Consider the following 18,699-nt stretch of genomic DNA (forward strand, 5'->3'; position numbering starts at 1 on the left):
TAACAAGGTTAAAAAGATGAACCTACAAGATGTGAAGTTTGGCATCATAGGGCTAGGATATGTTGGTTTGCCACTGGCCGTTGAATTCGGTAAGAGCTTCCCCACAATTGGCTACGATGTTAAAGAAGAGCGTGTAAGAGAGCTCTTGGCTGGATATGATTCGACAAAAGAATGTACCGATGAGGAGTTGGTACAAGCCAAATGCCTTACTTACACGAGCCAGCTAACAGATATCGCTAGCTGTAACTTTTATATCGTCACTGTCCCCACGCCCATTACAGAAGAGAAAACGCCGGATCTCACGCCACTAAAAAAAGCCTCAAAAGCGTTAGCGAATGTGATCAGCAAGGGTGATACCGTCGTCTTTGAATCGACAGTTTATCCTGGGGCCACAGAAGAAGTGTGTATCCCAATCATAGAGAAACACTCAGGGCTGGTATTCAACCAAGACTTTTTTGCAGGTTACAGCCCTGAGCGCATTAACCCAGGTGACAAAGTGAATCGCCTGCCGACGATTGTTAAGATCACCTCAGGCTCTACCCCTGAAGCTGCTAAGTTTATTGATACAGTCTATCGTCAAGTTATTACTGCAGGCACCCATCAAGCCTCGTCGATAAAAGTGGCTGAAGCCGCCAAAGTGATTGAAAATACGCAGCGTGATTTGAATATTGCCGTGATCAACGAATTTGCCAAGATTTTTAATAAATTGAAAATCGACACCGAAGAAGTATTAAAAGCGGCAGGCACCAAGTGGAACTTTCTGCATTTTAAACCGGGCCTAGTCGGCGGTCACTGTATCAGTGTTGACCCTTACTACCTCACATATAAAGCGCAAGAAACGGGTTATCGGCCCGAAGTGATTCTTGCTGGGCGTCGGATTAACGATGGTATGGGCGAATATGTAGCGACTCAGCTAGTTAAAGCGTTATCGCGTCGTAAAATCCATATTGATGAAGCACGTGTGTTAGTCATGGGGATCACCTTCAAGGGCGATTGTCCTGACGTGCGGAATACCAAGATTGTTGATATTATCAGCGAACTTAAAGATTTTAATATGGGCGTTGATGTCTACGATAGTTGGGCGAACCCAGCTGAGGTAAAAGATGAGTACGGCATTGAGCTTATCAGCCATCTATCCCCAGGCACCTATGACGCGATTATTTTGGCCGTCGATCACTCTGAAATGAAACTGATGGGTGAGGCTAAATTGCGCGCTTTAGGGAAACCTGATCATGTGCTTTATGATGTGAAACACGTACTGCCTCTCGGTGACTCAGATTTACGTCTTTAATTCTTAACCAGTGAGACGCCAATTGTGGCAGATAAAACCATGGATTATTTTAAGCATGAAAGCGCCATTGTTGATGAGGGCGCACAAATCGGAAGTGGCTCACGAGTGTGGCATTTTGCTCACGTTTGCAGTGGTGCCAATATAGGCAAAGGTGTCTCGCTGGGTCAAAATGTCTTTGTCGGCAACAAAGTCACTATCGCGGACAACTGCAAAGTACAAAACAATGTCTCGGTGTACGACAATGTGCATTTAGAAGATGGCGTGTTTTGCGGCCCAAGCATGGTGTTTACCAATGTTTATAACCCACGTTCCCTTATTGAGCGCAAAGATGAATACAAAGATACCTGGGTAAGAAAAGGTGCCACACTAGGCGCGAACTGCACCATTGTGTGTGGCGTGAATGTGGGCGAATTTGCGTTTATTGGCGCTGGTGCAGTGATCAATAAAGACGTGCCGGCTTATGCTTTAATGGTGGGTGTACCCGCCAAGCAAATCGGTTGGATGAGTGAATACGGTGAGCAACTTGACTTGCCGCTGACTGGCAATGCGCAAACTACCTGTCCTCATACGGGCGACATTTACCAACTGACTGACTCAGTGCTAGAGAAAATTTAATCATGCAATTTATTGATTTAGCTGCACAGCAGGCACAAATAAAAGACAAAATCGATACTGCGATTCAAACTGTATTATCACATGGCAAGTACATTCTTGGCCCAGAAGTGGCGGAGCTAGAACAAAAACTGAGTGAGTTTTGTGGTGCACAGCACTGCATTAGCGTGGCCAACGGCACCGACGCATTACAAATTGCACTTATGGCGCTAGAAGTAGGCCCTGGCGATGAAGTGATTATTCCTGGCTTTACCTACATTGCCACGGCCGAGACAGTCGCGTTACTGGGCGCAAAACCTATCTACGTCGATATTGACGAGCGCACCTACAACATCAATCCAGCTTTGATTGAGCCAGCAATCACCAGCAAAACGAAAGCCATTATGGCAGTGTCGCTTTATGGTCAATGTGCGGACTATGATGCGATCAATAGCGTTGCTGAAAAGTATAATATCCCTGTGATTGAAGACGCGGCCCAAAGCTTTGGCGCTAGCTACAAAGACAAACGCTCATGTAATTTAACCACTATTGCTTGCACCAGTTTCTTCCCTAGTAAGCCGCTTGGTTGCTATGGCGATGGCGGCGCGATTTTCACCAACGATGAGCAGCTTGCGCTGATTATGCGCCAAATTGCTCGTCACGGCCAAGATCGCCGTTATCACCATATTCGAGTAGGTGTAAACAGTCGCTTAGATACACTACAAGCAGCCATCTTACTGCCAAAGCTAGAGATCTTTGCCAAAGAAATTGAGCTAAGAAATCAAGCCGCTAACCGCTACAACCAGTTACTCAGCGAAGCTGGCATTCAAACTACGCCTTATGTAGAAGAGCATAATATCTCGACCTGGGCGCAATACACTATTCGTGTTGATAACCGAGAAGCCATAAAGGCCAAACTCAAGGAGGCGGGTATTCCGACTGCCGTGCACTATCCAATCCCGCTGAATAAACAGCCAGCAGTAGCTGACCATCATGTTCAGTTACCCGCGGGAGATAAAGTGGCCGAGCAGGTGATAAGCTTGCCGATGCACCCTTATTTACGGGAAATAGAACAAACGCTGATATCGAGAGCATTAGTGGAGTTTAACTAGTGGCTATTACAGTAACTCCCAGTAAACAAATATTAAACTATTATCAGATCTTAACGTCATCGCTTTGTACGCTCGATAATGTATCTAACATAAAGATACCTTACCGTAAAAATAAGGTGAAATATAATACCATACAGCCTCTGAAAATAAATCGCTCTGGAGCAGAAGCGAATGGTATATGGTGGTATTCGGAACTTGTTAAAGTATTTAATTATGCTCAAGAAAAAGATCTTATAAAAGATATAATTATCCATGGTAGCTATGGAGACTTTTCTACAACTAACTTCAGTGATCTGGAGGCTACGATAGTTGTCAACGAAAAAGTTTTTTTTGACTCGAGTAAAAAGATTGCGTTTTCAAATTGGCTAGAAAAAAAATTTAATAAACTAATAATCAGAGTTGATCCTATACAGCACCACGGAGCTTTTTTTCTTTGGGATAGTCTTTGCAAACAATACAGTGAGATAATCCTTCCTCTTTCATCCTACAATGCTTGTTGGTCATTGACTGGAGAGTCAGTGGATGTATTTTCATATGATGACATAGAAAGTATAGCTAAAGAGTCGAGAGAACGGTTAGAGAAAACATTAGAGAATCTAAGTAATCCATGGCGAAATTTCTTTCGGTTTGGTTTTAACAATTATGCAATCAAGCGCTATGTGAGCAACCTATTGCTTGTGCCTGCTTTTTATTATCAAAGTCAAGGAAGAGTACTCAATAAGAAAGATGCTATAAATCAATTTGAAAAAGATTTCCCATGCACTTATTACCGCAGCATTTATGATGCCTCAGTAATAAGGGATAGTTGGTCTAAGCCACCTCGACTTCTAGGTTTTTTAAGAGCTTCTATTATATCGAAAAAAATACCATCAGGACGATTTGATCTGCTCTTACTCGCGACCTTATCTGGAAGAAATAGTCATTTTAAAGAAAATATCTTACCTAGAATGATATTAGATTCAGAAAATCTTTTGGAGTTTTTCATTGAAAATAGTCAATGACCCAGCTGTAATAGATGAAAGTGTCTATTACAGCCAAATTAGTAAGTACTTAGAAAATGTGAAAAATATAGATGGAGTGATATCTATATATCTTATGGGTAGCATTAAAGCACCTGGCCTATCTGATATTGATATTATCGTTGTCGTGACTGATGACTTCGATAATCGACAATCTGGAAGACTTTCAGTTAAAAATATGGATGAAAGAGTATTTTTACATGGTCCAATAGTCGTTCCATATTCCCTATCTAGAAATATCCAGTATGTTTTTTATGCTAGCAACTTACAATGTATATATGGGGAGTCTTGCCTCCAAAAATGGGATGATATAAGTACTGAAGAAAGAAAATTATTAGCTTCATGTTATCTGGTCGATTTTATAGAAAGTCGGTTTCTCCAGTTTTCTCTTTTAGAGGGAGGAGAAGTTGATAAAAGAAGTTGGTTAACGAGAGTCTGGTCCACAGTTCATTCTTTGGAGCTCTATCAGCATGTAGTAAAAGAAGAGCTACCAGAAAAAATAAAAAACATGGAAGCTATTATTAGACAAACACGGTATGATTGGTTAAAAAAAAGTAGCATCCCGAATGAGCTATTTATTGAAGCACTAAAGGCAGCTGAAAAAGCGAATAAATTTATATTCCTTTCTATCCTTGAGTATTATTATGGTGCTCCCAAGTTAAAGAAAGATTTAAAGATAATCTCAGGTGCCAAAAAGATACTTTTCTCCAACGATATTTCTAGTGAGTTATTGAGTTATCGTTCAAAAAACCTCATGGTATTAAAAAGGAAAGTTAACGTTTATGCTGCGGAGCATAAACCCACATACCTTGCTTATCTTCAAGACTATTACGATGTTAAAGTGGAATGGCATCATCCTCCTAACAAAGCGGATAAACTAAAAGCAATAAAAAACAAAAGGAAGGAGCATGTATTCTTTCATCGCTCATGGCTCGATGAGCATGCCAAAGATTCTGGGTCAATGAAAGGTTATATTGGTTTGGATACAAGTGTTAAGTGGACAATAAAAAAAGTTATTGAAAGAGCTTTAGTTGAGTTAGTCGTATAATGCATATTCTCATTCTTCCATCATGGTATCCGTCAAACGCGGATGACGTCCGAGGTGTTTTTTTTCGCGATCAAGCAATAGCTTTGCACAATTACGGCCACACCGTTGGTGTCATTGCTCCGTCAATACGTTCATTACGAACATTAGGGAAACCAAGAAATCAGAACCCTGACTTCGAGAACGATCGGGGTATACTGACTTACCGCGAGGAAGTACTTAGTTTTCTTCCTCGTATCCCGTATGGAAGTTATCTACTCTTCTTAAGAGCAGCAAGAAAACTGTTGAACGCTTATATAAAGAAAAATGGAAAACCTGATATCATCCATGCACATTCAGCAATATTGGCGGGCGCTGCTGGCGTGAAGCTTTCGCAAGAGTTCGAGATACCTTTGGTGTTGACTGAACATAGCTCAGGATTTGCTAGAGGTATTTATGCTAAATGGCAGTTAAAACTAGCAGAAAATGCCATAAAAAAATCAGGTTTAAATATTGCTGTGAGCCCATCGTTAGCAAATATCTTGATTGAGCAGTTCCCTAATATTAATGCACGCTGGAAATGGATACCCAATGTCGTTGCGGCACGCTTCAGTGCAAAAAATAGGTCGTGTAAAAATAATCACATAATCCGTTATTTAAATTTGGCATTGATGACGAAGAACAAAGGTCAAACTGACCTCCTATCTGCGTTTATTAAATTAAATAAAAACAGTCAAACAGTCTTGGAGCTCTGGCTTGCGGGCGACGGTCCGATCAAAGCTGAGTTAATGAAAATAGCCAAAGAAGCTGGAGTCAGCGATAGAGTGCACTTTCTCGGAAAGATAGAGCCTGAAAAAGTGCCTGAACTTTTGGCGCAAGTCGATGTGATGGTGGTATCTAGTCACTATGAAACATTTGGCGTTGTCGCAGCAGAAGCATTGATGGCTGGCATACCAGTAGTAGCAACACGCAGTGGCGGGCCGGAGTGCATTGTAGAAGAAGGAGATGGATTGTTGGTTGAGCCTAAACAGCCTAAAGCCCTAGCAGAAGCAATGTTAGAAATAGGGCAAAATTTAGACCGTTATAAGCCTGCAGTCTTAGAAAAAAACGCACAAGCGAGATTTTCAACCTCAGCAGTTGCTGCTCAGTTAACCACTGAATATCAAAACCTTTTATCTTTCATTCGTGAGTCCAACTAAAGAGAATTTATTTTGATAATCCGCTTAAAAAAAATAGCAAGCGCCTCAGTGGTTCGTCGTAACATTGCAATGACATTGGGTCGCCAGATACTAGCGGCTTTCGCTCAGTTGCTTTTGGTTGTTCTTATTGCTAGAGAGCTAGGACCCGAGGGTAATGGCTATTATGCTATGGCAATCTTAGTACCGACTATGTTAACCAACTTCCTAAACTTGGGAGTGGGGCCTGCAACGGTATACTACGTGAGTCGCGGCGAATTCAATATCCATCAGGCGATCTCAGAGAATCTACAGTTAGCATTTATGATCGCTACTATAGGCATTATCGGCGCCTTGCCGGCTTTGTATTTTTTTGGTGGATATCTTTTTCCTAATGTACCCAACACACTTTTATATATTGGGCTTATCTCTTTTCCTCTATCGCTCCTGTTGGCCTATTTGAAAAGCATATTACAAGGTATAGAAGACTTTGGCGCCTTTAACTTGACTGTCCTTGTTCCACCCTATATTAACTTAATAGGTGTGGCGGTAGTAATATATGGTTTTGATTTAGGTATTTTCGGAGCAATGTTCGCTTATGTTATCGGCCAAGCCTCTGGTTTACTTATCGTAGGCATATTACTAGTAAAGAAAAAACATACTAAAAGTAATGATCCCAAAACTGTGGCTGTCAGAGACTATAAGAAAAGAACACTGAACTACGGTTGGAAGGCTCATTTATCCAATATACTGGCATTCATAAATTACCGATCTGATATTTTTCTCGTTAATTTTTTCATGAACCCAGCAGTCACAGGGATCTATGTTATCGCTGTGCAAATCGCTGAAAAACTTTGGATGTTATCTCAAGCCGCAAGTGCCGTTTTATTACCACGTTTATCAGCAATGCATCACGACCCACAAGCACGATCATCACTAACCAATAAAGGTTTTATTATTGTATCAGTGATTACTGCAGTTGGGAGCATTATTGCGGCCATATTACTATGGTGGCTTGTTGGGCCTGTATTTGGTAATGATTATAGTGCTGCCTTACCCGCTTTTCTATATTTACTCCCAGGTATCATTGCGGGGGCTGGATCACGAATATATTCCAATTGCATAGCCGCAGCGGGTAAGCCAGAGTGGAATATGTATATTTCATTAGCAGTAGTAACTATTAACATAGTTGGGAATATTTTATTAATCCCCGAGCTCGATATAATAGGTGCTGCATTGGCAACAAGTATTGCGTATTGTGCCAATGCAGCGATTAAAAGAATGCTAATAAAAAAATACTTATAGTGGATAAGTACGATAGTTAAAAAAGCAATTAACGAAAAGAGCGTTCACATGAAAAAAACAGCAAACATCGTACTCAATGACTTCACTAACGACAGCCGTGTTTTAAAAACATCGCAAACACTTAAAAAGCTGGGTTTTGTGACAACAGTCGTTGCAATTCATAATGACGGATTAATTGAAGAAGAAAGTGTGCATGGGGTCGCAATAAATCGAATAAAGTTAAGGAGCAGGCCTTGGTCTAAATCAAAGCCTGTTCAACTTATAAAATATTTAGAGTTTTTGTTTCGAGCAGTATGTCGGTTTAGGAATGCTGATATCATCCACTGTAATGATCTTAATGCGTTACCTGTGGGATTATTGATTAAAACGTTTTTTAAAGAGAAAAAGGTTGTTTACGATTGCCATGAATATGAAACTGAAATTAAAGGCTTGTCAGGAGTAGAAAAGGGGATAAGGAGGTGGTTAGAAAGTTTTCTTATTCGCTACGCAGATACGGTTATTACCGTCAGTGACTCGATCGCCAAAGAGTACCAACGTCTTTACTCGATAGACAAGCCCCAATTAGTCTTAAACTGCCCAAGATTTTTTGAGCGCTCAAAAGAAGATTTATTTCGTGAAAGCTTAGGTATCCGTTCAGATCAAAAAATCTTTTTGTACCAAGGGGGATTGAGTCAGGGGCGCGGTATCGAATTATTATTAGAAGCTTTTTCGAACCTTGAGTCTGATAAGAGTGTGTTAGTCTGCATGGGGTATGGTCATCTCGAAGACTTGATTAAGGAAAAAGCTCAGCTGCAGAGTACTATTTTTTTCCACCCTGCAGTTACACCTGAGGTATTGCTACGTTATACCGGCTCTGCTGACTACGGTATTCTTTTCTACGAGGATACTTGTCTTAATCATCGCTACTGTTCTCCTAACAAGATCTTCGAATATCTCATGGCTGGTTTGCCAGTCCTTACTTCAAATCTTTTTGAAATGAAGCGGTTGGTAGAAGAAGAAGGCATCGGTATTGTAGCCGAAGACAATACAGTAGAGGGGTTTAAAAAGGCAGTAGAAGCCTTGTTAAACCAAGACTATGGCGCTATTCAGGAAAATGTATTTAAATCCCGTAAAAAATACTGTTGGGAAGAACAGGAAAATGTTTTAAAAGAGATTTATTATGCGCTCTAATTGTAAAGTCGCCCACCTTACCTCTGTCCATCCTCGCTTTGATACCCGCATCTTCCTCAAGGAATGCACGTCTCTCGCAAGTAATGGTTACACCATGTTGCTGATCGTTGCTGACGGTAAGGGAGATGAAATAAAAAATAACGTGTCAATCTACGATGTAGGTGCAACTAAAGGGCGTTTGGATCGCATTCGTAACGCCCCAGGACGCGTGTTGAATAAAGCGCTAGAGATGGATGCTGATGTTTATCACCTACATGATCCTGAGTTAATCCCAATAGGTTTGAAGCTCAAAAAGCATGGCAAAGTAGTGATTTTTGATGCCCATGAAGATGTGCCTAAGCAGCTGTTGGGTAAACCATACTTAAACAAACCTGCTAAATGGATACTGTCAAAAACCTTTGCTGTATATGAGCGCTGGGCTTGTCGTAAGCTAGATGGAGTGATTGCTGCAACACCATATATACGCAACAAATATATCCAAATAGGCGTAGCATCCATTGATATTAACAACTATCCATTGCTAACTGAGCTTGCAACGTGTGAAGTGGACTGGTCTGTCAAAAATGATCAGGTTTGTTACATCGGTGCGTTGGGAAGAGTAAGAGGGATCAAAGAGATCGTTAAATCGGCTGCTTACAACGAATCAGGCGCCACGCTAGTGATTGGTGGGAGCTTCTCTGAAACAGAGTTTGCAAACGAAGTTAAAGCTGAATCGGGCTGGCAAAGAACCGAACATCTTGGCTGGTTAGAGCGGGAGCAGATCAAGTGTGTGCTTGAGCAGTCGAAAGCTGGACTAGTAACCTTGCATCCGATAATCAACTATTTAGATGCCTTACCTGTAAAAATGTTTGAATATATGGCCGCAGGTGTGCCGGTTATCGCATCAGATTTTCCACTTTGGAAACAAATTATCGAAGGCAACCAATGCGGATTGTGTGTTGACCCACTTGATCCTAAAGCAACTGCCCAGGCGATCGACTATCTGGTGACTCATCCTGTTGAAGCTGAAAAAATGGGACGTAATGGCCAAAGGGCAATCAAAAGTAAATATAACTGGGGTATCGAGGAAAACAAACTTCTCGATTTCTACCAAACACTATAAGACGGTATTCTATGCAAAAAATCCTAACAATCATTGGGGCCCGTCCTCAGTTTATTAAGGCGAGCGTGGTGTCGCGTGCAATTCAGCAAACAGCAGACATCGAGGAGATTATTCTTCATACGGGCCAGCACTTTGACTCTAATATGTCAGATGTCTTTTTTAATCAATTAGGCATTCCGAAACCAGATATACAGCTTGATATCCACGGCGGCAGCCATGGAAAGATGACCGGGCGTATGCTTGCAGAAATTGAGCAGGCTTTGTTGACCCATAAACCAGACCGTGTGTTGGTGTATGGTGATACTAACTCAACACTCGCAGGCGCACTTGCAGCTGCCAAGTTGCATATCCCCGTCGCCCATATTGAGGCTGGCTTGCGCAGTTTTAATATGCAAATGCCAGAAGAAATTAATCGGATTTTGACTGATCAGATTAGTGATTTACTCTTCTGTCCGACAAATACAGCGGTTGCTAACCTTAAAAACGAAGGCTTTACTGATAAACCAGTAAAGATTTTACAGGTAGGGGATGTCATGCAAGATGCAGCAATTCTTTTTGCAGAAAAAGCGCAAGCACCGCACGGAACGCTCCCAGATTCCTTTATTCTTGCAACCCTTCATCGAGCCGAAAATACTGATAATCCAGAGCGGTTGGCTGCCGTAGTAACAGCGCTTAACGAGGTCAATGCAACTATTGCTCCTGTTGTGCTTCCTCTGCACCCTCGGACGCGTAGACTGATCGCCGAACAGGGTCTTGAATTGAGTGTTCATCTTGTCGATCCAGTCGGTTATTTTGAAATGGTTTGGCTACTCGATCACTGTCAATTGGTATTGACGGATAGCGGTGGTGTGCAGAAGGAAGCGTTTTTCTTCGGTAAAGCTTGCGTGACAATGCGCGATCAAACTGAGTGGGTAGAGCTAATAGAAGCTGGCGCTAACGAGCTAGTAGGTGCTAGTCAGAGTAAAATCATCAATGCGACGAAACGCCACTACGGACGATACGTTGAAGATACCGAAACTCTCTATGGTGGTGGTTTAGCCTCCCAAAAAATCGTTCAAACACTTGCTACTAACACGTAATATATCCCCATGCCCAACAACCATCCACTTGTCTCAATCATCATGCCATCGTTCAATGCGGCTCAGACCATTAGTGAAAGCATTGAAAGCGTATTGGCACAGACCTATACAAATTGGGAGCTAGTCATCGTCGATGATCAGTCAACCGATAGTACATGGTCGCTGATCAATCGTTACGCACAATCTCACGCTAATATTCACGTGTATCAAAACAGTGACAATTGCGGGGCAGGTGTGAGTCGTAATTGCGCCATCGAGAGAGCGCAAGGCCGATTTATCGCCTTTCTTGATGCAGACGACGTGTGGGAACCAAACAAGCTGACAGTACAAGTAGGGGTGATGCTAAAAAATGGTTACCCATTCACCTACACTCACTACACCAAATTTAAAGGCAATCAATTATTATCAACGATTAAAGCGCCAAGCCAAGTCACATACTCCCAGCTACTATACAGCAACGTGATTGGTTGCTTGACGGCAATGTACGATACCTCGGTACTCGGTAAACGTTACATGCCGTTGATTCGTAAAAGGCAAGACATGGGATTGTGGTTAGATATTTTGAAAGACATCCCTGCCGCGCACTGCATTCCAGAGTCATTAGCCAAATACCGTATCGACACAGGGATGACCGCCAACAAACTCACCGTACTATCCTACCAGTGGCGCTTTTATCGTGACGTCGTCAAACTACCGATATTACAAGCTATCTCCGTATTTTGTGTTTATGCCATCAAGGGGTTTTTAAAGCACAAAGTGTAGCAGTTATCGCCTCTTCAACCCCTCGATACAAACCTTTCAAAACTCACTTAGTCGTACTCATACATGGTGCTAGCGTCTAGATGATAGGTATTTTGCTATTTTGCGCCAAAACCGGTGATCATTGTTTTGATTGTTTTAAGCACAATATTCATATCCAGCCAAAACGAAAAGTGCTTGATGTAGTAAAGGTCGTAAGCGAGTTTTTCTCTCGTTGACGCAGTATCATCCGCATACCCCTGCACCGTTTGTGCCCAGCCTGTGATCCCGGGTTTAACCATATGGCGATACCCATAAAACGGGATTTCCTGCTCAAACTGTTTCACAAAGCTTTCCTGCTCCGGCCGTGGGCCAATAAGTGACATCTCGCCTTTAAGCACATTAAAAAACTGCGGCAACTCATCAATCCGAAACTTACGTATAAACTTGCCAATACGCGTTACCCGAGCGACTTCCTGCGAGGCGAATTTGTCATCTGCGTCGGCAGATTTTACCGACATACTACGAAACTTATAGATCCGAAACGGTTGCCCACCTTGGCCGACACGTTCTTGTACAAACAAAGCTGGACCTGGGCTTTCTAGCCGAATCAAGATCGCCGTCATCGCCATCACAATCAGCGTTAATGGAAAAGTCATGACAATAAGTGCCGACTCCCATACCCTCTTAATATTTTGATAAATCGGATTCGGCGTCAACGTACCAATTGCATTTTCAGACAGGTGCGTTGTTTGCACTTTGCCCTCAACCATCTCTAAGATACTTTGTGAATGGAAGACGGGGATATTATTAATACTGCAATCGGCGATGAACTTTTCTTGCGCCTCGGTTAAAGGGCCGTGCAGATCCACCACTAAGCCGTCACCAATGGTGCTAAACGATAACGCCTTGTCCAACTTGCTTACATGTACGCGGGTGTGTTTTGCATTAAGCGCATCGATATCAAAGTTGTCGATAGCCGTCAGTCGCAGTCGCGTCTTATCTTTCCTAAACACAACCACAAAGTACATCCAAATGGTTTGAATGATAAACGCATAGACAATCACTTCCCTGGAATACTCAAGTCGCAGCAGCAAGATGATCACCATAACACCCGCATAAACCGAGGCGATGACCGGTAAAATATAGTATTTACGGTCGACCAGCAAAAAGTTGGTGATCTTAGGTACTGTAATGGCGGTGCATAGATACGCAAAACTGACCAACCAAAAACTATTAACCACAGTGAGAGGCAGCGACTCACGCAAGCCGGTGATGAGGTGAATAACCAATAAGGTGCCGATCACACCGACAGTGTGATTAAATAATGAACTATTGAAGAGGCGTTGCACTGGTTGAAATCCGCTAATTATCAAGGTGGTGATAAGTTACCACAAAATAGTTAACGCGTGCACAGCCTGCATTCGGAAAGAGCAAAATCCCCAATGCGAGCACGAGGCTGCTTTTTCTAGTCTCTAGCCTCTAGTTTCTAGAAGCGAAGCGTCTCATCTCTTTCCGTATTCCCATACCGTGATCTATCCCTTTTTTTTACGACACAATTGAAGACAAAGCAGTCAAACTGATCTTATCAAGTGATTTCTCACTGATTTCCACTTTAAATGACCGCTGAGCTATGTAGAATACGTCAGACATTTGACGCACCGCGCTGGGCATGATGAAGCAAGCGCTTTTCACTGTGCAGAGTGGTGCGGAATCAATCTAGTGACAGCAATATTGAGTCAGCCGCGTACAGGGAGAACGACACTTCATGGCGGTAGCGTGCCTAAACGGCAATGGCAGACACCAAGTTCACGACTTTCCTTCTTTAATCGCAGCGTTGTTACATATACCCAATGAAACATTTAACATGGATGAATCTGACATTGCCTCGTAGTGGCTGTGGTCAAAAGCTGGCGATGTGCATACTGCTGATGAGCACGCAGGTGGGGGCGTCACCTTGGCTGGAAGCTAATGACCCTTTTCTCCGTGCCGATCTGACTGCCTTATCCGATGCCGGTGAGCTTGATGGCCCAATCAATCATTACCCGCTGCGCTGGTCCAGCTTTTACGATGACACCGAGCCGCGGCAACAATGGAGTAACCGCCAGCCAAAGGCGACATCGGCACGCGACCAAATGCTCAACACCGCCCGCAACCATGTCCGTTACCGTGGCCAAGCTGCCAAATTCAACCGTGCCCCCATCGAATTCGACCTGTATTGGGCTAACGATCCGGCCACTGCAGTCGACTACGGCGACACCCCGCGTCATGAATGGCTGATTGGGTCGGCGTATCAATACATGAGCAAACGCTTTGCCTTTAAAGTGGCCAATCAATACCGCCGTGATGCCAATGGCGATAAAGACTACACTTGGCAAGGCTCTTATTTGGCATTAAACGATGGCCGCTGGCTGTTTACCCTCGGCCAAATCGACCGCTGGTGGGGGCAAGGATGGCAACATAACCTCATCTGGGGTAACCAATCGTCTCCCGCACCCAGCGCCTCAGTGAGCTACTTAAGTGATCACACGCCGTTACTGGGCTTTTGGTCGTTTGAAGCTGTCTACCAGCTGCCCGACAAAACCGGTTACGACACCCACTGGGCAGCACGTCTGGTCAGCCAGCCGATTCGGCCGTTTCAACACGGGCTCAGCTATCAAAAATGGCAAGATCCAAACGGCACACGACAAGTCAGCGAACAATGGGCATGGGATGCCAAGCTTGCCCTGCCAGCCTTTGATTGGCCCGTCGCTCACGCACTCTACACCGAACTGGCCAGTAACTACCAAGGCCAAGAGCTCGCCACCAGTTTAATCGGCTGGAGTGGGCAAACCGAGATTGCGCGCCAAAGTGTGCGCCTGGTGCTTGAGCAGCAAACCACGCACGATGGCTTTGAGTCCTCGCTAGCAGACACGCCAGCCGTTGACCTTCAGGTGTCCTCGGATCAACTAGGGGGCAACAGCACCACGTATGGACTAGACAACAGCCGGTCGGTGGCGGTGTATGCCCAATTAAGCAACGATCACGCCATCAAGCTAATGCTAGCCGATCGTGAACAAGCCACTCACAACTGGCAAGAAATAGAAGCCAGCTATCGCCTGCCCGTGGCAACCGCCATGGTCACACTAGGTGCCAGCCGAACGGACGACGCTGCGCCTTATGTATCAGAGGCCAATACGCGCGTCTGGCTAAAATACCAGCTGCGATTTTAACGGCAGCCATCACTGATAATAATAAGTACGGATCACGCTCATTATGTTAACGCTTTCATCTTCCATTACTCGGCCGCTCGGCGCTACCGTTATGCGCGGTATGACCCGTTGTGCCCCCGCGCTATTGTCCTGTGCACCAGCATTGTTACTCGGTGCAGCGATGCTCACAACGGCCCCTCATGCCGAGGCAGCGACCCCCACCGCCAGCCAGCTTCAGCAGTTAAAACAACTACCAAGAGCGCAACAAGAGCAACTTGCTCGGCAATACGGGGTGGATTTAGATAGCTTATCGACCAACAACAGTGACAAAGACGCCCAAAACGCCAATAAAGCGCCTGACACCCCCGAGCGCATCGGCGGTGAGCAAAACCAATCGGATAACGTACGGCACCCAGGCAAGGCCTCAAACCAAGATGATGATGCACTAAAACCCTTTGGCTATGCCTTTTTTGATGGCAAACCTGCCTCCATGGCCTCAGTGGACGACTTACCGCTGCCGAATGATTACCAAATCGGCCCAGGTGACACCCTCGATATCCAAGTGTTCGGTAAAGAAAATCAGCAGTACGATCTCACGGTCAAGCGCGATGGCAATATCCATTTCCCCAAATACGGCCCCATGCAAGTGGCTGGACAAACCTTTGGCAAGGTGCGCGAACAAATTAAAGCCATGTTTGAGCAGCGCGTCATAGGGGTGGATGTCACAGTAGGCATCGGCGCCATGCGCACCATGCAAGTCTATTTAGCAGGCGATGTAAAGCAACCCGGTGCGTATACGGTTAACGGCTTAACCACGGTGACCCAAGCCTTACTGGCCAGTGGGGGAATAAAAACCAGTGGCTCACTGCGTAATATTCAGCTAAAGCGCAATGGCAAGATCATTGAAACCTTAGATTTATACGACTTGCTGCTTGCCGGTGATAGCAGCAACGACGTGCGTCTGTTAAAAGGCGATACCTTGTTTGTGCCCGCGCGCGGTGCCCAAGTGGCCGTTGAGGGTGAAGTGCTGCGCCCGGCCTTGTATGAGCTCAACGGCTCGACCACGCTAAGTAAGGCCATTAACATGGCGGGTGGCGCATTACCAGAAGGGTACTTGTCTAGCGTTAGCGTTAAACGCGTGACCGAATCGGGCATTCAGCAGTTTAGCTTGGACATGAGCACCGCCAAGGGCCAAGGCTTTACCGTGAAAAACGGTGATGACATTAAAATTGCCAAAAGCAACGATGCACTCGATAATGCCGTGGTGCTGCGTGGCGAGGTGGTCCGCCAAGGCGCGTATAACTTCGAGCCGGGCATGACCATCGCCGATCTCGTTAGCAACACCCAACGTGACCTAAAACCCACCGCCGATCTCAATTATGCGCTGGTAGTGCGCGAAATCGACGCAGAGCGCAACATTGAAGTGTTGCAATTTAAACTGGGCCAAGCCATTGATCATCCCAACTCGTCCGATAACTTGCGCCTGCAACAAGGCGACCAGGTGTTTGTGTTTAACAACGGTATCGACAGTACCTTTTGGGATAAGACGCCATCCATCGAGGTTGATGATGACACCCGAGAAAGCCAGAGCCGAGTTACATTAAGCAAAGGGCATCGTAATACTCGCCCATCTCAGTTTGGTGAAAGGCAGCAAGACGACGTGTATATTGATCCGGCCACCGGCGCAGAAGTCCAAACACAAAACCAGCAAAATCAGGCTACATTAGCCAAAAAACTGGCAGAGCGCGATGACGAAGGTGAACGCTCGCTACGTGAGCAAGAGCTTGAGCCCATTATCGATCGCTTAAAAGATCAAGCCAACAACCAGTACAACGCGGCGATTGTTGAACTGGGTGGCGCGGTGAAATACCCAGGCGTCTACCCACTGCCGGCCAATGCCTCGTTTGAGCAATTGCTGGATGCCGCCGGCGGGTTGACCGAAGCCGCGTACTTGCGGCAAGCCGAAATTACCCGCCGCCAAGTAGTGGATGGCCGTTTAACCGTGCGTCATTACCCTATTGATGTAAGTAAAGCCATCAAAGGCGAAGGGCCACAGTTAACGATTCAACGCCAAGACCGAATCAATATCAAAACCAAGCCCAATTGGCACAAAGACAATACCATTGAGCTACAAGGCGAAGTGCGCTTCCCTGGTGTGTATGCCTTTGAACGTGGCGAGACCATTAAAGATGTGATTGAGCGTGCAGGCGGGTTGACGGAGTTCGCTTACCCTAAAGGGTCGGTGTTTAGCCGCGAACGACTCAAACGCCAAGAAGAAGAGCGCCTAAAAATGCTCAACCGTCAGCTGCAACAAGAAATCAGCAGCCTGGCCCTGCGCCGCCAAACCAGCAGCGCCCAATATACAACTAGCCCGTCAGAAGCCTTATCATTAGCCGAAGAGTTACAAAACGCCGAAGCGGTGGGCCGCATGGTGATCTCACTGCCACGCGCCCTCAAAGGCGATGAAGTCGCCAACATCATGGTGGAAAGCGGGGATAAGCTTTACGTGCCACCCAAAAACCCGGTGGTCAGCATTATGGGCGAAGTGCAATTTACCTCAAACCAGCTGTTTGAACCGGGCATGACCGTCAGCGACTACATTGAATCCGCCGGCGGCACCAAACAACAAGCCGACACCGACCGCATCTACGTCGTCCGCGCCGACGGCTCAGTGATGATGCCAAACAACAGCTTCTGGTTCAGCCGTAGTCAAAAACAACTCGAACCCGGCGACACCATCATCGTCCCAATCGACACCGACTACCTAGACGGCCTAAGCACCGCCTCCACCGCCACCCAAATCCTCTACCAAATGGGCGTAGCGTGGCAAGCGGTTAAGGATTAAAGCGGGGAAAGCAGTCTAGAGCTTAGATCCTAGGTCCTAGGGCACGCATTGAACTTTTGCTCTTTGCGTGCTCTGTATTCATTCATCGATAATCGGGAATGGGAATACGGAGCGCTTCGCTTACGGAGTACGGAGAAGGGCAATAACCGCAGTACATGTGTAAGATGCTTTTTCAATAATCGGCGCTCTTAGATAAGGAAATTTATTGAGATTCAAAAAGTTAAAAGTCTGGCAAAGCGCATGTCGTTTATACCCAATTAACTTGAAGATGCATGATTAAACATCTGAAAGTTATCGTTGATACGAGACGTCAAAGACCCTGCGATCTCAGGGAGAGTCACAGTAAAAAATTGGTCAATCGATTGAGCAAAATCCCGCTTGGTTTTGAAGTAACAATTATTCCGTGCATGCTCGTTCATGACCTTCCATAACCGTTCTATTGGATTGAGGTTTGGGCTATAAGGTGGCAGATAATGAAGCTCTATATTGAGCACATAGGCGGCATCTTTCACTAAGTCAGTGCGGTGATAGCCCGCACCGTCCAAGATAAGATGAACCTTGTGATTCAGCGGATAGCTTTCCCTTATCTTGCAGAAAAATCGAACAATGTTCTCACTGTTAACGGTGTCATAATCACTGATAATAGGACGGCCAAGGTCAGATAAATTAAGTGCGCCAACAATATTGAGGCGACTACGGCTCCCTGTCGTCTCTATTGCTTTGTCTTGTCCTGTGCGTATCCAGCCTTGCGTCACTTTTGTCGTTTGAGTCGGATGAACAGCATCCATAAACAGGATGGCTTCATCTTTGCCGCAGCGTGATTTGAGCGCTTCATAGGCGTCGACAAAGGCGTGTTGCTTCTCCTCATCGAATTTATGTGGCACGCCTTTAGGCTTTTTATAGCTAAAACAGGGAAAACGCATGAAGATCCAGGGAAAACGCATGAAGATCCTCGCCATGCCTGGGCTAGCGATTTAATGACTTAGTTGTCAATTAAGGCTGAAAACCGTGCGTTGCACCATGTTTATTCATAAAAATGAGTGAAAATAAAGGATCA

The 18,699-nt window shown here is 45.0% G+C and carries 14 protein-coding genes and 1 pseudogene; 13 read left to right on the forward strand and 2 right to left on the reverse strand.

The window, feature by feature from the left end; all coding sequences use genetic code 11:
• The first annotated feature begins 16 nt into the window (after positions 1-16).
• Genes tviB through EHW58_RS07865 form a run of 11 tightly spaced genes read left to right on the forward strand, consistent with a single transcriptional unit; the run spans position 17 to position 11,630 of the window.
• The gene (gene tviB / locus EHW58_RS07815; RefSeq protein ID WP_152795777.1) at positions 17-1,291 is read left to right on the forward strand and encodes a Vi polysaccharide biosynthesis UDP-N-acetylglucosamine C-6 dehydrogenase TviB; all 1,275 of its coding nucleotides are present in this window, start codon (positions 17-19) and stop codon (positions 1,289-1,291) included.
• Positions 1,292-1,330: 39 nt separating this feature from the next.
• Positions 1,331-1,906 carry an acyltransferase gene (locus EHW58_RS07820; RefSeq protein WP_152795834.1) on the forward strand — a complete coding sequence of 192 codons (576 nt, stop codon included), beginning with the start codon at positions 1,331-1,333 and terminating at the stop codon, positions 1,904-1,906.
• A gap of 2 nt (positions 1,907-1,908) precedes the next feature.
• On the forward strand, positions 1,909-2,994 hold the full coding sequence (locus EHW58_RS07825; RefSeq protein WP_152795779.1) for a DegT/DnrJ/EryC1/StrS aminotransferase family protein: 1,086 nt from the start codon (positions 1,909-1,911) through the stop codon (positions 2,992-2,994).
• Positions 2,994-3,995: a hypothetical protein gene (locus EHW58_RS07830; protein ID WP_152795781.1), complete on the forward strand. Its 1,002-nt coding sequence runs from the start codon at positions 2,994-2,996 to the stop codon at positions 3,993-3,995. Before EHW58_RS07825 ends, EHW58_RS07830 begins: the two co-directional genes overlap by 1 nt.
• Entirely contained in the window at positions 3,979-5,061 is a 1,083-nt protein-coding gene (locus EHW58_RS07835) for a hypothetical protein (RefSeq protein ID WP_152795783.1), read from the forward strand. The genes EHW58_RS07830 and EHW58_RS07835 overlap by 17 nt, the downstream gene beginning before the upstream one ends.
• Positions 5,061-6,236, forward strand: coding sequence for a glycosyltransferase (locus tag EHW58_RS07840; RefSeq protein WP_152795785.1), 1,176 nt, complete (start codon positions 5,061-5,063; stop codon positions 6,234-6,236). Before EHW58_RS07835 ends, EHW58_RS07840 begins: the two co-directional genes overlap by 1 nt.
• Before the next feature lie 12 nt (positions 6,237-6,248).
• Positions 6,249-7,517 (forward strand): flippase, encoded by a 1,269-nt coding sequence (locus EHW58_RS07845; protein WP_152795787.1) that lies wholly within the window; start codon positions 6,249-6,251, stop codon positions 7,515-7,517.
• 48 nt (positions 7,518-7,565) lie between these two features.
• Complete coding sequence (locus tag EHW58_RS07850; protein ID WP_152795789.1) at positions 7,566-8,687, forward strand: glycosyltransferase family 4 protein; 1,122 nt, start codon at positions 7,566-7,568, stop codon at positions 8,685-8,687.
• Positions 8,677-9,789, forward strand: coding sequence for a glycosyltransferase family 4 protein (locus EHW58_RS07855; RefSeq protein WP_152795791.1), 1,113 nt, complete (start codon positions 8,677-8,679; stop codon positions 9,787-9,789). Before EHW58_RS07850 ends, EHW58_RS07855 begins: the two co-directional genes overlap by 11 nt.
• Positions 9,790-9,800: 11 nt before the next feature.
• Entirely contained in the window at positions 9,801-10,868 is a 1,068-nt protein-coding gene (gene wecB, locus EHW58_RS07860) for a non-hydrolyzing UDP-N-acetylglucosamine 2-epimerase (RefSeq protein WP_152795793.1), read from the forward strand.
• Positions 10,869-10,877: 9 nt separating this feature from the next.
• Complete coding sequence (locus EHW58_RS07865) at positions 10,878-11,630, forward strand: glycosyltransferase family 2 protein (RefSeq protein ID WP_152795795.1); 753 nt, start codon at positions 10,878-10,880, stop codon at positions 11,628-11,630.
• Between the two features lie 95 nt (positions 11,631-11,725).
• On the opposite strand, the gene EHW58_RS07870 is transcribed toward EHW58_RS07865, so the two are convergent.
• Positions 11,726-12,958, reverse strand: coding sequence for an exopolysaccharide biosynthesis polyprenyl glycosylphosphotransferase (locus EHW58_RS07870; protein WP_370517840.1), 1,233 nt, complete (start codon positions 12,956-12,958; stop codon positions 11,726-11,728).
• A 519-nt stretch (positions 12,959-13,477) separates the two neighbouring features.
• Between EHW58_RS07870 and EHW58_RS07875 the strand changes: the two genes are divergently transcribed.
• Both EHW58_RS07875 and EHW58_RS07880 read left to right on the forward strand, forming a co-directional pair.
• Complete coding sequence (locus EHW58_RS07875; RefSeq protein WP_194163212.1) at positions 13,478-14,818, forward strand: capsule assembly Wzi family protein; 1,341 nt, start codon at positions 13,478-13,480, stop codon at positions 14,816-14,818.
• 43 nt (positions 14,819-14,861) lie between these two features.
• The gene (locus EHW58_RS07880; protein ID WP_227986294.1) at positions 14,862-17,642 is read left to right on the forward strand and encodes an SLBB domain-containing protein; all 2,781 of its coding nucleotides are present in this window, start codon (positions 14,862-14,864) and stop codon (positions 17,640-17,642) included.
• Positions 17,643-17,899: 257 nt separating this feature from the next.
• On the opposite strand, the pseudogene EHW58_RS07885 reads toward EHW58_RS07880, so the two are convergent.
• Positions 17,900-18,550 (reverse strand): annotated as a pseudogene (locus EHW58_RS07885) (IS630 family transposase); the annotation flags it as partial.
• Between the last annotated feature and the right edge of the window lie 149 nt (positions 18,551-18,699).

Origin of the sequence: Salinivibrio sp. VYel1, assembly GCF_009377945.1 — a bacterium.
GTDB classification, from domain to species: Bacteria; Pseudomonadota; Gammaproteobacteria; order Enterobacterales; family Vibrionaceae; genus Salinivibrio; species Salinivibrio siamensis.

Excerpts from the sequence above, each read along its gene's own strand:
- tviB (WP_152795777.1), top strand. The coding sequence starts at position 17 with ATGAACCTACAAGATGTGAAGTTTGGCATCATAGGGCTAGGATATGTT.
- EHW58_RS07820 (WP_152795834.1), top strand. The coding sequence starts at position 1,331 with ATGGATTATTTTAAGCATGAAAGCGCCATTGTTGATGAGGGCGCACAA.
- EHW58_RS07825 (WP_152795779.1), top strand. The coding sequence starts at position 1,909 with ATGCAATTTATTGATTTAGCTGCACAGCAGGCACAAATAAAAGACAAA.
- EHW58_RS07840 (WP_152795785.1), top strand. The coding sequence starts at position 5,061 with ATGCATATTCTCATTCTTCCATCATGGTATCCGTCAAACGCGGATGAC.
- EHW58_RS07850 (WP_152795789.1), top strand. The coding sequence starts at position 7,566 with ATGAAAAAAACAGCAAACATCGTACTCAATGACTTCACTAACGACAGC.
- EHW58_RS07855 (WP_152795791.1), top strand. The coding sequence starts at position 8,677 with ATGCGCTCTAATTGTAAAGTCGCCCACCTTACCTCTGTCCATCCTCGC.
- wecB (WP_152795793.1), top strand. The coding sequence starts at position 9,801 with ATGCAAAAAATCCTAACAATCATTGGGGCCCGTCCTCAGTTTATTAAG.
- EHW58_RS07865 (WP_152795795.1), top strand. The coding sequence starts at position 10,878 with ATGCCCAACAACCATCCACTTGTCTCAATCATCATGCCATCGTTCAAT.
- EHW58_RS07875 (WP_194163212.1), top strand. The coding sequence starts at position 13,478 with ATGAATCTGACATTGCCTCGTAGTGGCTGTGGTCAAAAGCTGGCGATG.
- EHW58_RS07880 (WP_227986294.1), top strand. The coding sequence starts at position 14,862 with ATGTTAACGCTTTCATCTTCCATTACTCGGCCGCTCGGCGCTACCGTT.